Here is a 13,801-nt window from a genome sequence, read left to right on the forward strand (position 1 = left end):
ATATATACTGAATGCCAGTTTCTCAATAGGATAGACAGGATTTACTATTTCATTCTATATATTCCTTTTAAATCAACAAGTCCACTAAAGATAGTCTTTCACTCCACACTATCTCTAAACCATTCCGTTTTCTTTCTCCTTCTTTGGTTCCTTTCCTGTCCTTATCTATATCTTATTTATTTCACAACCGGTACTACTTACTTTGTCCAATCTTGCACCTTCTGATTACATACCCGCTTTCCAACTAGTCATTTGAAAACAGCAGCACTTGCCGTTTCATGTCTAGCACTATTGTTTATCTCACGAGTTTTTTCAGCCGACTCACCTAACAACCATCTCATAAACATTGATTATTTTTTCTGATTCCTATTATATTTAGTGAAAGTTCAAATTAGGAGTATATACAATTGGGGATTTCAAAAAACTTCCTTATATATAGTAAGTAATTCTGTCGCCTTAATATAAACAGAATCAAAAATAATAGGTGCTATAGTGAGTTGTAGTAGAAATAGCACGATAGATTTCCTAAGTCCATAGGAATCGCCCCCTTTCTTCACCCTCATTATAACACCTATACATCAGTTGTGCAAATAATATGATATTTTTTTATTAGTCCTCAGACAAGCATATTATAGAGCGTTTCATTACCATTTAAGTTAATATAAGCTGGATCAAAACCTTCCATTCGACGAATCAATCCTGCATAATCATGCTTATCTGCCAAAGCGATCCCAATTAATACTGGTCCTGTTCCCTTGCTAGCTCGTTTGATATACTCAAAACGTGTGATATCATCATTTGGCCCCAGGATATCATTTACAAACTCACGCAGAGCACCTGGACGCTGTGGAAAATTGACCACAAAGTAATGCTTGATCCCATCATAAATCAAGGCACGTTCTTCCATTTCTGGCATACGGTTGATATCATTATTTCCTCCAGAAATGATACAACAAATGGTTTTCCCCTTGATATATTCAGCTAAAACTTCTAAAGAAGCAATACTAGCCGCTCCAGCAGGTTCTGCGACAATCCCTTGCTTAGAGTAAAGGTCAATCAAGGTTTCAGAAATCAACCCCTCATCGACACCTACTAAGGTTTGAACATGTTGACGAGTTGCTTCATAGGTCAATTGACCTACCTTTTGTACAGCAATCCCATCCGCAAATTTGTCAATTTCTTTGAGTTTGACTGGCCCACCAGCTTCAAAGGCCGCCTTCATGGAACGCGCTCCATTAGCCTCTACTCCAATGACTTCAATTTCTGGACTTGTTTCCTTGATATAGGTAGAAACCCCAGCAATGAGACCGCCACCACCAACAGGAACCAAGACAGCATCAAAATCAATCGATTCTTTTCGAGCTTCTTCTAAAATCTCATAAGCAACAGTCCCTTGACCTGCTTGAACATGGGCATCATCAAAGGGATCAATAAAGGTACGATTTTCAGAAACTGTAAATTCTTGAGCTGCCTTAGCAGAAGCATCAAAGGTATCTCCAACTAGTTTAATGGTTACGAACTCCCCACCAAAAAAGCGAACCTGACCAATCTTTTGTTGCGGAGTTGTAATGGGCATAAAGATAGTAGCAGGAATCTTCATTTCATTACAGGTATAGGCTACTCCCTGCGCATGATTCCCCGCCGAAGCGCAGACTACCCCACGCTCACGTTCTTCCTTGCTGAGCTGGGAAATGGCATAATAGGCACCACGAATTTTAAAAGAACGAACACGTTGGGCATTTTCCTTTTTCAAATAAATCTTAGCACCATACTTCTCCGACAAATAATGGTCATAATCCAGTGGGGTATTCACAACCACACCGTTCAAGACTTTATGAGCCTTGATGATATCTTTTGAACTTAACATCATTTTCTCCTAGACTATTTCATACTTATCTCAATCCATCCTTTTAAAAAGAGATGAATTGATTATAAAAGCGAGTTAGTCCCCCAACTCGCCTTCACCTTAATTTCTATCAATTAGTTATAGATTTTGAATGCATCATCGTCGTTTTTACCAACGAATGGCATTGCTTTACGCAATTCTGCACCAACTTTTTCAATTTCAAGGTTAGCTGCTTGTTCACGGTAAGCAGTCAATTTTGGACGTCCAGCTTTATAGTCATTTACAAAGTCATTTGCAAATTTACCATTTTGGATGTCTGCCAAGACAGCTTTCATATTTTCTTTAACTTGTTCAGTGATTACACGTGGACCTGATACATAGTCACCGTATTCAGCAGTATTTGAAATTGATTGACGCATTTTCTTGAATCCACCTTCGTAAATCAAGTCAACGATCAATTTCATTTCGTGAAGAACTTCAAAGTATGCCAATTCTGGAGCGTAACCTGCTTCTGTCAAGACTTCGAAACCTGCTTCGATAAGGGCAGTCAAACCACCACAAAGTACAGCTTGTTCACCAAACAAATCTTCTTCAGTTTCTTCTTTGTAAGTTGTTTCAAGAAGACCTACACGAGCAGCTCCAACACCTTTACACCAGTCCATAGCAATGTTTTTAGCATTTCCTGTTGCATCTTGGTATACTGCGTAAAGAGCTGGAACACCAAATCCTTCTTCGTAAGTACGACGTACCAAGTGTCCTGGTCCTTTAGGAGCACACATGAAGACATCTACATCTGCAGGTACTTTGATAAATTCAAAGTGGATGTTGAAACCATGAGCAAATCCAACTGCATTCCCAGCTTCCAAGTTTGGAGCGATTTCTGCTTCGTACAATTCTTGTTGGATTTCGTCTGGGGCCAAAATCATGATAACGTCAGCCAATTTAGTAGCTTCTGCTACTGTGTATGTGTCAAATCCGTCTTCTTTTGCTTTATCAAAAGATTTACCTGGACGTACACCGATGATGACATCGCGACCTGAGTCACGCAAGTTTTGAGCATGCGCATGCCCTTGTGAACCATAACCGATAACGGCGATTTTTTTACCGTCAAGTGCTGCTACTTTAACATCTTTTTCGTATTCCATTTGAACTGCCATAGTTTTTTCTCTCTTTTCTATTATTTATTGCCTTTTAGGCTGGTTTAACAAATTTAAGTTGGATTTTTATACTCAATGAAAATCAAAGAGCAAACTAGGAAGCTAGCCACAGGCTGTACTTGAGTACGGCAAGGCGAAGCTGACGTGGTTTGAATTTGATTTTCGAAGAGTATTAATCGCGGGTAAATCCAGTTGCACCCGTTCTAGCGATATTGCGAATACCGTATGGTCGAATGACTCGCAATAGAGCTTCACTCTTTTCAGCATTTCCTGTCATTTGAATAGTAATCGAGCTTGGCGCTACATCTACCACCGTTGCACGGAAAGGTTGAATAATTGCTAGAATCTCAGCTCGCTTCTCGGCTGGCGCTGACATCTTAACCAAAATCACCTCGCGCTCCAAATGAGGCTTGTCTGTAATATCTCGAATGCGAATCACATCAATCTGACGATTAAGTTGCTTAATGATTTGCTCCACTTCATCATGAGAAGCTACATCAATAATAATGGTGATGCGCGATACATTCGGATCTTCTGTTGCTCCAACAGAGATACTTTCGATATTAACCTGACGACGAGACAGAACGCCAGTAAAGCGATTGAGGACTCCTGATCGATTTTGTAGTTTTGCTGTTAACATTCTACGCATGGAACTTCACCCCCAACATCTCATGATTACTCTTACCAGCTGGTACCATTGGTAACACCTGTTCCTTACGAGAAATATCTACCTCGATTAGCATAGGAACATCCTCAGTGATCACTTCAAGGTCTTGAGCCAAGGTCTCAGGATTGTCAAACTTATAGTTTTTAATACCATAAGCCTGTGCCATCAATTGGAAATCAGGAAGAGTATCAAAGACCGACTCTGATGTTCTACCTTCATAGAAGGATTCCTGCCACTGGCGGACCATTCCAAGCGAGTGGTTGTTCAGCATAACCACCTTGATTGGCACCTTGTAAATGTTCAAAATAGCCAATTCCTGGTTGGTCATTTGGAAACCACCATCCCCAACAAACAAGACTACTTCCTTATCTGGGTTAGCAATTTTAGCACCGATTGCTGCTGGGATTCCAAATCCCATGGTTCCTAAACCACCTGAAGTCACTAACTGACGTTCATTTTGGTAGGGATAATACTGGGCTGTCCACATTTGGTGTTGACCAACGTCTGTTACCACAATGGCATCACCATTCGTCAATTCACCAATGCGTTCAATAACGGCTTGAGGTTGAACCACACGTTCTTTCTTATCATAAGAACGAACACGGTTCTTGTCTTTAGTGACTTTTTCAATCCATTTTTCAGTATTGTTATGAACTGTCGGTTCAGCCAGCAACATTTGCAAGGCTTTCTTAGCATCTCCAACTACAGGAATATCTGCACTAATAATCTTGCCAATCTCAGCTGGGTCAATATCAATGTGTGCAACCTTAGCATTCTTAGCGAAAGTCTTAGGATTCCCCGTCAAGCGGTCATCGAAACGACAACCAATACTAATCATAAAGTCCGCTTCCGTCATGGCAATATTAGCTGCGAATGACCCGTGCATGCCTCCCATTCCAAGGAAGAGTGGATGACTCGTTGCAATCGTACCTTGCCCCAAAAGACTGGTTACCACTGGAATTTGATATCGCTCTGCAAATTCATTTAGTTCCGCAGCAGCTTCAGCATAACTAATTCCACCACCAGCCAGCAAGACTGGCTTTTTAGCCTTGGATAATTGCTTCAAGATTTTCTTGATTTGCATATCATTTGGCTCAAGAGTTGGCTGATAGCTTGGTAGGTTCACTTCTGATGAATAAATGAAGTCTGTTTCTAAAGCAGATACGTCTTTAGGTAGGTCAATTACAACTGGCCCTGGACGTCCTGTAGTTGCGATATGGACAGCTTCCGTAATGATTCGAGGGATATCAGCTGTCTCACGAACTTGGTAATTGTACTTAGTGATTGGCATGGTAATTCCCACAATGTCTGCCTCCTGAAAGGCATCCTTCCCAATACCTGCTCGCGCCACCTGACCTGTAAATACCAAAAGGGGAACGCTATCGCTCATGGCATCTGCAATCCCTGTAATGGCATTGGTTGCTCCCGGTCCGCTAGTGACGACGGCAACACCCAACTTTCCAGTTGATTTGGCATAACCTTCAGCTTCATGCAGACAACCTTGCTCATGGCGCCCTAGAATGTGGCGAATGCCTTTAAAATTATATATCGCATCATAAAAAGGCAAGACCGCACCACCAGGATAACCAAAGATGGTATCAATTCCTAAATCACGAAGTGTTTCCAAAACTAGGTCCGACCCCGTCTTAGGAGATTCTAAACTGATTTTCTCCATTGTTCCCCTTTCTTTCCTCTTAAAAATAACTTGTTACTATCATACCACTTTTTCAAAATTTTTCAAGACAAAAGAAGAAATTTTCTGAATTTTCTATTTTAACGTTTATTTATGAATGTTATTTTGGTTTTTATTTAAAAGATACCGATTTCATTATTTAAAAAGAAAAAAAGAACTGATTTCTCAGTCCTTCATTAATCTTATTCCACACTAAATAGGTATGGGTAAACAGGTTGTTGACCTTGGTGAATCTCGACTTCAACGTCTTCGAATCCTTCTGCGATTTCTTGAGCAATTTCATTGGCAAGTTCTTCGCTTCCGTCTTCACCGACATAGAAGGTTACGATTTCACTATCTTCATCCAACATATGTTTCAAGGTTTCTGTCAAGGTTTGATGCATATCAGGGTTTGACACGAGGATTTTCCCATCCACCATACCAAGATTATCGTTTTCATGGATTTCTAAACCATCAATGGTTGTATCACGCACAGCTGTTGTGACGCTTCCGCTAACGACATCGCTAAGAGCAGCAGTCATACGCTCTTGGTTTTCTTCGATGGACTTGCTTGGATCAAAGGCGAGAAGACTTGTCAAACCTTGTGGCAAAGTACGAGCTTCCACCACTACTGCTGGTTGCTCCAAAACTTCTGCTGCAGATTGAGCTGCCATAAAGATATTTTTGTTGTTTGGCAGGAAGATAATGTTACGAGCGTTGACCTGTTCAACAGCCTTGATAAAGTCTTCTGTTGAAGGGTTCATGGTTTGACCGCCTTCGATAACATAATCCACACCTTGAGAACGGAAGATATCTGCTAGACCTTTACCAGCCACCACAGCAATCAAAGCATATTCTTTTTCTTCAGCTGGTTTGCTAACTTGAGCAGCTTCTTTCTCAACCTGTGCTTCGTGTTGGTTACGCATATTGTCAACTTTTACCTTGACCAAGCTACCATATTTAAGACCTTCTTGCATAACAAGTCCTGGATCTTCTGTATGGACATGGACTTTAACAATTTCATCATCGTTAACAACGAGGAGAGAGTCTCCAAGCTCATTCAAGTAGTTACGGAATTCGTCGTATTCAAAATCTTTGGCATAAGTTGGACCTTGCTTGAGAGCTACCATGATTTCAGTACAGTAACCAAACGTGATGTCCTCAGTCGCTACATGACCAGCCACAGACTTATGATGCTCTGCATTGATCATCTCACTCATGTTAGCAGGTGTCGCTACAAAGTCCTCAGATGCAATATATTCACCAGTAAGGGCTGAAAGGAAACCTTCATAGATGAAGACTAGTCCTTGACCACCTGAATCTACAACGCCAACTTCTTTCAATACTGGAAGCATGTCTGGCGTTTTAGCTAGAGCTGTTTTAGCACCTTCCAAGGCTGCGCGCATGACTTCAACAGCATCATCTGTTTGCTCAGCCTTTTTCTTAGCACCTATAGCAGCTCCACGAGAAACTGTCAAAATCGTTCCTTCAACTGGTTTCATAACGGCCTTATAGGCAACTTCCACACCTGATTGGAAGGCAAGGGCCAAGTCTTGACCTGTTAACTCGTCTTTATCCTTGATGGCTTGTGAAAATCCACGGAAAAGCTGAGAGGTAATAACACCTGAGTTCCCACGCGCGCCCATCAAAAGACCTTTAGCAAGAATGCTCGCTACCTCTCCAACTGTAGAAGCTGGCTTGTCTGCAACTTCTTTAGCTCCATTTTCAATGGTCATTCCCATGTTTGTTCCAGTATCTCCATCTGGAACTGGAAAGACGTTTAATGAATTGACATATTCAGCTTGCTTATTCAAACGAGTTGATGCAGCCTGCACCATTTCTTGAAATAAGCTAGTAGTAATTTTTGACACGGTTATTCTCCTACAACTTTGATATTTTGAATGTAGACATTTACAGTCTGAGCAGTAATTCCAAGTTGGTTTTCCAAACTAAAACGAACACGCTCTTGAATGTTTTTTGACACTTCGCTAATCTTTGTTCCGTAGCTCAACACGGTATATACATCAACTGCAATACTGCCATCTTCGGCCGCTTTTACGACGACACCTTTGGAATAATTTTCCTTACCTAGAAGGGCTTGGAAATTATCTTTGAGGGCATTTTTACTAGCCATACCGACCACACCAAAAATCTCAGTTGCTGCTCCACCTACGACGGTTGCAATCACTTCATCTGTTAGTTCGATTTGACCATCTTTTGTATTAATTTTTACAGTCATCCTTTTTACCTCAACTAGTTGATACTCTATTTTATCATATTTCAGCCCAAGTGTAAAAGCAGAATACTGTATCAGCGGATATTTACTCTATTTTTCAAATGATTTTATATCTACAGTAAAAGAAAAAAGACCCTAAGGTCTCCTTACTTTTATTATTAAACGCGTTCAACTTTACCTGATTTCAAAGCACGAGCTGAAGCCCAAACTTTTTTAGGTTTACCATCGATAAGAACAGTAACTTTTTGAAGGTTTGGTTTTACGGCACGTTTTGTTTGGTTCATCGCGTGTGAACGGTTGTTTCCTGATACAGTCTTACGACCTGTAAAGTAACATACTTTAGCCATTGTGTTTTCCTCCTATTAGATCTAATATAGCGGATGTGCTAGCACCACATACCGTACTATGTTATCACACTTTCTTCATTTTTGCAAGGGAATTGGAAGATTTGTTTGTGTCTAAATTTTTGGGAACAATCAAATATCCTTATAACTCAATAATAAAGCGAGATTTTTCAGACAAAAAAACTGGAAAAAGTTCCTCACTTTACCCCAGCCCTTGACTATATTGCACTTTTTATGCTACAATATTGTTTGACTGATTAAGCAAAGTGTTGGTTTGTCTTAATCGGTGGTGTAGGAGTTGCTGCTTCTACACCTTTTTCGTTTTTATTTACTTTATTATTGTAACACACATTAGACAAAAAAGCAACTGTTTTGCATAAAAACATGACAAAAACACCTCTAAAAATTCTCTTTTTTAGAGGCTTTTGTCTGCCCTTTTACATCATTTATGTCCTCTTTTTCTGATAACGGCTCCGTGTGGCCTATGGTTAATACGAAATCCTGCACCTAGTCCCGTTACCCTAAATTCTTCGTACTCTTGTCTCCAAGCTCCAAAAAACAGCTCGTACAGCTGATCAATTCGTTCAATAAGAATCATCCTGGACATGGTACAAGCCCCTTCGATGGACCAATACATCCCTCGATGTTTCATGCGGTAAGTGACCTTTCGGTGCTGACTCTCCATTACCCCTATTCCCCGTGAGGACAATCCTCTAAGTTTAGGTGGTCTAGTATCACAAAAATTTCTTAATAATTTCTTACGAAAATTGTAAAAATTATCAAGAGCTTCCTGACTTTCTATGAGAGATTTAACTGTATCTAGTACGGTCTGAAGCAGGCTCTTCTGATGATTTTTGATGGCCTTAAAAGCAAGATCAAGTAGTGTAGATGGGTACGGCTTCAGGAATCTTTTAAGTTCTTCATTGACATGATAGGCATCCCAGAAATGCTCATGACGTTTAATCCGTAGAGCTTTCTTGATTTCTTGAAATATTCTGCGAGAATAGCCTTTACCATTATCCGAATTTGTGATAAGTATAGTTTGGTCAGTAATCTCAAAATGATTGTAGAGATAGTCGATCAATTCTTCCTTTGCTTGTTCATGGCTTGTATGGATAATCTCATACTTATTCTCCAGTACATACCGATTATTACCAACCTTCTTCGCTCCAGTATGAATCAGAAAATGTGCTAAGTCTGTATTGTGTCGTTCATCATTGCTTGATGTTGTCTTGACGAGCACACCATCTCCCTCCAGGTAGATTTTATCTGCCTGGATTTTTCTCGGTTGCTCATCACCTTTAAAAAGCCGATAACGTTCCCTCTCCGAAAAGAGCCTGCCTGCCATTTTTACAGACTTCAATACAGCATCCTTTGTTATCTCCAAGCGATAAGCCATCTTAACTGTACGACAAACTTCACGGTAGGATAAAACGGAAGCGTGTTTTGCCATGTGAAAAATCAATTCAGGAGAATAACGCATATACTTTTCTAGACCTAGCCACTCATCTACAGGATAACAGCTTTTCTTTCCCTTTCGCCAGCGATTTCTAGAAAAGGTCACCTCTCCAAATGTAAAGACAACTGTCCTCTCTGTACTATCTATCCTTTTATACCCCTTCTGTCTCATGGAGGGAGCTATCTTCTCGTCATAATCTCTTACTCGCTTCAGGAATTGCTGCTCACGTTTGCGATCTAGTTCTGCGACAAATTCTTTTTCATCAAATCTAAACATACTCTCTATTGTACTGAAATCATAATAAAAAGTATAAAGATTTTAGTTCAGAGGTTCAAATGTTTTTTGTCAGTAAAAATAAAAGCCTTCCCTTATTGGGAAGGTTATTTAACTATAATTATATTTATAGTTATAATGGTAAACTTTCGATTAGTTTATCAAGGTAATCTGATGCAGACTTTGCACCAGCTGCTTTAGCAATTTCATCCAATTTTTTCCGATTGCTTGGTTTCAAAGTAAACTGAAATTGTTTCTTACGTTCAAAACTTTCAAAGTTGGCTACATCTGAAATCTGCTCAGGTTGATGGGTTGCTTCGATAATCTGCGAAATCTCTTTTTCTTTTGGTGTGAATGCCATGACAATCTCCTTCTAATTATATTTATAATTGTATTTGTGTTTATAAATATAATTATATTGTATCATAAATTTTTGAAAAAGTCTGCTCCAGCTCAGCGAAAAACTTTTTGTGTTTTTGATAAAGCTCAGGATTCTCCTTCATATCTGCAATAGAGATCTTATCAATCGTGGAATGATTGAATAACTCTTTTGCTGGTACGATACCTAGAAGGTTGTCTGTTCCCTTCTCTTTAGCTTCAAGTCCCAGAGCTTCCAGTAACTCTCTTGATGATCCATAGTTCGGTCGGATCATATTTGCTAAGAAATATAGCTCAGCAGTAATGTATGATTCCCTTGTACGATAGTCAATTACATCCTTTCTGAATGCTTCTAACCGAGTTGATAGATTGAATTTGGCATTATAACCAAACTCTGAAGGAGTCAAGGGACTAATAATAGCGTGACTGACCGCAACAGCATTTTTAGTAGCTGTCGCAAAGTCTGGTCTACAATCAATCAAGATATAGTCAAACTGATCCAACTTTTTCTTTTCGTAGTTATCCTCTAGCCAAAGATAAAGTAACATATTTTTCTTATCGCTGTTCTCCAGATCTCGTTCTACAGTGTCAAGTTGCACCGAGCCTGGAATTAGACTGATATTTTCCTTGACTTGCTTAATATCCACGTCGCCTCCTTTGAAGGCATTCGCAATCGTATTCTTACTTTCGTAAATATTGTAGCACTGAGTCAAATTACACTGATGGTCTAAATCTATAAAGAGAATCTTATGACCTTTCTTAGCCAGCCATTCCCCATAATTAAAAGTTAAAGTTGTTTTCCCAACACCGCCTTTAATAGCAGCAAATGTGATAATCTTCATTTGATATCCTCCTGTTTTTCTATACTTCTATTATACCATTATAATTATATTTGTCAATATGTTTATAATTATATTTATAATTATTTTTACAATGAAGTTTCTCTTCCCCTTTCGCCAGCGATTCCTAGAAAAGGTTATCTCTCCAGATATAAAGACAACTGTTCTCTCTGTACTGAAATCAAGACTAGATTGAAAACATCAGAAATTTCTACAAGATTTTTCCATCTTCAAAACGTCGGTCAACTTTCTCTTCTCGACTACGCACGTGCTCCTTAACATCTCTATAATCTGTGTAATGTTTTAGAGTATCGTCAAAGAACTCTTGTAAGGCTCCTTTTTCAATTTGGAATTGTTTGATCAGTTGACTGACATCTTCCAGTCCCATATCTTTTGGAACTCCTAAATCATCCAATAGTTGTACCGCCGCAAGACTATTTTCTGGAGATTGCTGGATGGCTAAAAGTGCTCCTTCAATTTTATGATAACGTCCAAGTCGCTCATCTAGCTGTCTTAATTCCTCCTGGGTAGTCTCGATTTTTTCATTAAAGCGCTCCTCCAAATGTTGAAATTGTGCTCCATCTGTCACGCCGTGCTCAACTAAGAAATTATATTCCTTAATCAGTTCACGCATAGAGGAAATTTGAGCGTTTTTAGTTACAAGTGTTTCTCCATTTTGTTTGGCCAATTGCCTTGCGACAGTCAAGCCCATCATGTATCTATTTTTTTGAGATTGATCAGGATTGAGAAAATAAAAATAGTCTTTCTCTTTGATATAGATGGTATAATTTCCATCCTCATTTTTATCAACTTTGTGAGAAGGTATTAAAATTGTACCACTATTTAAAGCTCCCATATCCATCTGCACGTAAATGCCTTGCTTACTTTCTTGCTCGACCTGCCAGGATTCCACTTCCAATTTCAATTCAAAATCATTTGCCGTTTTTTCTTTTGATTCTTTATATTGTTCTTTCAATTCCTCCACATCAAAAACTAACTGATTCTTAGAAATTCTCTCTTTTATTTTTTCAAGAGAATAGAGTCCTTTCTTCGATAATGTATCATCTCGGACATTTCTTTGTTGAGGCTGATCAAGTAATTTATACTTCACAAATTTACCAGAGAAATCAATCTGAAGATCAAGCGCAGCTGCTTTATGTTTAAAATCTTCTAACGAAAGAGAGTGCTTCAGAAGAAAATCAAGACGTTCCTTAATTTCAAACCGATAATTATTTTGTCGCCGCCAAGCAGAATACTTTGTATAAGAATTTTTCATAGTAGGCTCAATAATTTTAGCGCCATATCGTGCCGCATGTTTGTCCGAAATGGCTCTCAGATTTTTCAATGTTTTCTTTTCCCAACGAAATTTCTTGAGCGTTGAAGTATTGGTTGTATTAAGTATGATGTGATTATGAAGATGATCTTTATCCGTGTGTGTTGCAATCACAAACTCATAATTTCCACCTGTCAATTCTAACATCGTTTGGCGGCCAATTTCATGAACTTGCTCAGGAGTCAAGTTATCATCTGGAGAAAAAGACTGGATAATGTGATGGGCCAATACTTGTTTTCCTGAAGATAATTCTTTCAAGTCATCATCTCCTTTTTTAAAGGCTGCAGCCAATTTTGTCATGACCATTTCTTCATCTGCTACACTAAAATCAGAGATCCCATTGCCAGATACTAGCTTCATTTGAATCTCACCATTATGATAGACAAGAGGAAAATCCAGATCACTTTCTGCAGTTTCTGATACAAGAGTTTTCGCTTCATTCAGAATATAGCGTACAGCTATTTTTAAATTGGAAGGAGTTTTAATTTGTTTGGGTGTTTTGATTACTACCATTCGTCATACGTCCTTATTGTTTTCACTTTTCGTTCCTGTAAACTTTTCTTCTCCGCACTAGAAAGTTTGACAGCCACCATCTCTTTCAACTCAGATAGATAGTCAATGACTTGTGCCACTTCCTCTGGCGTAACCCCTTGATTTTCATTGGCATGTTTGGCAATTTGGTTGATGTTCGTCCCCACTCGATTGATCGCAACTCGAAGGTCTTTCAATTCGGAAAAATCAACTTGAACCACCTTCCCTTGCACCAATTGATTCTTCGCATAGTATTGAAAAGATGGAACTCCCATTTGAGCCATCGCAGTTTTAATTTGACGATCTTCCTCTGGTGTTAGTCGTATCAATTTTTGTATATAGCGTTTTCTATTTTCTCGTTTCTGCATTATTTTTTTATCCTCTTTCTCTCAAAGTCTCTGGCATTTTCTGACCAGGCATCAGCCCCTGACTTCCTTGTGGCAAGCTTAGCAAATGGATATCCATTTGCGAAATTTAAAAAAATCAGAGAAGGAGAACCCTGTAGTTTTCCTTCTTGATTTTCTCAGTTTTGGGGAAATCCCCAAGCCCCTTTCTTATATCTTTTGGAGTACAACTTCTAACAATTTATCGTAACCAACTGAAGATGTTTTTGAAAATAGATGATTGTTTATCACTATTTTCTACACTTTTTTCTTTCTGACCTTGTAACTTTTCAGCTAGGACAGAAAGTTGTTGATCAGTTAGAGGCTGGAAAATCGACTGCCCAATCTGTATTTCTGTCAGTAAGATTTTTTCAGTGAGTACAGCTTGAAATTCTTCATCTGTAATCATCTTGAGTAGCTCAATATTTTCTTCTTCCCACTCCAAAAGAGCAGGATCTCCTTCAGGAAGTTGAGACTGTTCTTCCTCTAGTTGCTCCAGAACTTTTTGGCGAGTCAAGTCTTTAGCGTTTGGCGATACTCCTTGAACTCTGTCTCCATCCATGATTGGAATAAAGTCTGAAAGGATGATAATCAGTTGTTCTTCTTGTTCATTAGTCATGAGTGTTGTCCTCCTTGATGATGATTTGTTTTTAATTTGACCTTGGGTTTATTTGGGGTGTCCC

13 protein-coding genes are annotated in these 13,801 nt (G+C 39.0%); all 13 read right to left on the reverse strand.

Translation table 11 applies throughout. The features are described from left to right. Positions 1 to 616: 616 nt before the first annotated feature. Positions 617 to 1,867, reverse strand: coding sequence for a threonine ammonia-lyase IlvA (gene ilvA, locus CYK16_RS01970; RefSeq protein ID WP_000952978.1), 1,251 nt, complete (start codon positions 1,865 to 1,867; stop codon positions 617 to 619). A 113-nt stretch (positions 1,868 to 1,980) separates the two neighbouring features. Beyond that, entirely contained in the window at positions 1,981 to 3,003 is a 1,023-nt protein-coding gene (gene ilvC, locus CYK16_RS01975) for a ketol-acid reductoisomerase (protein WP_000290683.1), read from the reverse strand. Between the two features lie 172 nt (positions 3,004 to 3,175). Further along, positions 3,176 to 3,652, reverse strand: coding sequence for an acetolactate synthase small subunit (ilvN, locus tag CYK16_RS01985; RefSeq protein ID WP_001253803.1), 477 nt, complete (start codon positions 3,650 to 3,652; stop codon positions 3,176 to 3,178). After that, entirely contained in the window at positions 3,645 to 5,345 is a 1,701-nt protein-coding gene (locus tag CYK16_RS01990; protein WP_060805182.1) for an acetolactate synthase large subunit, read from the reverse strand. The genes ilvN and CYK16_RS01990 overlap by 8 nt, the downstream gene beginning before the upstream one ends. 200 nt (positions 5,346 to 5,545) lie before the next feature. Then, on the reverse strand, positions 5,546 to 7,213 hold the full coding sequence (locus CYK16_RS01995) for a DAK2 domain-containing protein (RefSeq protein WP_060805183.1): 1,668 nt from the start codon (positions 7,211 to 7,213) through the stop codon (positions 5,546 to 5,548). A 2-nt stretch (positions 7,214 to 7,215) separates the two neighbouring features. After that, entirely contained in the window at positions 7,216 to 7,581 is a 366-nt protein-coding gene (locus CYK16_RS02000; protein WP_000216437.1) for an Asp23/Gls24 family envelope stress response protein, read from the reverse strand. Between the two features lie 155 nt (positions 7,582 to 7,736). Continuing rightward, entirely contained in the window at positions 7,737 to 7,925 is a 189-nt protein-coding gene (rpmB, locus tag CYK16_RS02005; protein ID WP_001140948.1) for a 50S ribosomal protein L28, read from the reverse strand. Positions 7,926 to 8,364: 439 nt separating this feature from the next. Continuing rightward, a complete protein-coding gene (locus CYK16_RS02015) occupies positions 8,365 to 9,657 on the reverse strand; it encodes an ISLre2 family transposase (RefSeq protein ID WP_101776577.1) in 1,293 nt (430 codons plus the stop codon). 130 nt (positions 9,658 to 9,787) lie between these two features. Next, a complete protein-coding gene (locus CYK16_RS02020) occupies positions 9,788 to 10,015 on the reverse strand; it encodes a hypothetical protein (RefSeq protein WP_101776578.1) in 228 nt (75 codons plus the stop codon). A gap of 52 nt (positions 10,016 to 10,067) precedes the next feature. Continuing rightward, complete coding sequence (locus CYK16_RS02025; protein ID WP_101776579.1) at positions 10,068 to 10,874, reverse strand: ParA family protein; 807 nt, start codon at positions 10,872 to 10,874, stop codon at positions 10,068 to 10,070. Between the two features lie 208 nt (positions 10,875 to 11,082). After that, positions 11,083 to 12,717 (reverse strand): relaxase/mobilization nuclease domain-containing protein, encoded by a 1,635-nt coding sequence (locus tag CYK16_RS02030; protein WP_101776580.1) that lies wholly within the window; start codon positions 12,715 to 12,717, stop codon positions 11,083 to 11,085. Beyond that, a complete protein-coding gene (gene mobC / locus CYK16_RS02035) occupies positions 12,711 to 13,103 on the reverse strand; it encodes a plasmid mobilization relaxosome protein MobC (RefSeq protein ID WP_180948730.1) in 393 nt (130 codons plus the stop codon). Before mobC ends, CYK16_RS02030 begins: the two co-directional genes overlap by 7 nt. Positions 13,104 to 13,320: 217 nt before the next feature. Next, positions 13,321 to 13,737: a hypothetical protein gene (locus CYK16_RS02040; protein ID WP_101776582.1), complete on the reverse strand. Its 417-nt coding sequence runs from the start codon at positions 13,735 to 13,737 to the stop codon at positions 13,321 to 13,323. Positions 13,738 to 13,801 lie beyond the last annotated feature (64 nt).

The sequence above is a fragment of the Streptococcus oralis subsp. dentisani genome, assembly GCF_002860905.1.
In the GTDB taxonomy this organism is placed as follows: domain Bacteria; phylum Bacillota; class Bacilli; order Lactobacillales; family Streptococcaceae; genus Streptococcus; species Streptococcus oralis_BA.

Bases quoted from the DNA above. Each gene is read 5' to 3' on its own strand.
- CYK16_RS01990 (WP_060805182.1), bottom strand. From the start codon at position 5,345: ATGGAGAAAATCAGTTTAGAATCTCCTAAGACGGGGTCGGACCTAGTT.
- CYK16_RS02000 (WP_000216437.1), bottom strand. From the start codon at position 7,581: ATGACTGTAAAAATTAATACAAAAGATGGTCAAATCGAACTAACAGAT.
- ilvA (WP_000952978.1), bottom strand. From the start codon at position 1,867: ATGTTAAGTTCAAAAGATATCATCAAGGCTCATAAAGTCTTGAACGGT.
- mobC (WP_180948730.1), bottom strand. From the start codon at position 13,103: ATGCAGAAACGAGAAAATAGAAAACGCTATATACAAAAATTGATACGA.
- ilvC (WP_000290683.1), bottom strand. From the start codon at position 3,003: ATGGCAGTTCAAATGGAATACGAAAAAGATGTTAAAGTAGCAGCACTT.
- CYK16_RS02025 (WP_101776579.1), bottom strand. From the start codon at position 10,874: ATGAAGATTATCACATTTGCTGCTATTAAAGGCGGTGTTGGGAAAACA.
- CYK16_RS02015 (WP_101776577.1), bottom strand. From the start codon at position 9,657: ATGTTTAGATTTGATGAAAAAGAATTTGTCGCAGAACTAGATCGCAAA.
- CYK16_RS02040 (WP_101776582.1), bottom strand. From the start codon at position 13,737: ATGACTAATGAACAAGAAGAACAACTGATTATCATCCTTTCAGACTTT.
- rpmB (WP_001140948.1), bottom strand. From the start codon at position 7,925: ATGGCTAAAGTATGTTACTTTACAGGTCGTAAGACTGTATCAGGAAAC.
- ilvN (WP_001253803.1), bottom strand. From the start codon at position 3,652: ATGCGTAGAATGTTAACAGCAAAACTACAAAATCGATCAGGAGTCCTC.
- CYK16_RS02020 (WP_101776578.1), bottom strand. From the start codon at position 10,015: ATGGCATTCACACCAAAAGAAAAAGAGATTTCGCAGATTATCGAAGCA.
- CYK16_RS02030 (WP_101776580.1), bottom strand. From the start codon at position 12,717: ATGGTAGTAATCAAAACACCCAAACAAATTAAAACTCCTTCCAATTTA.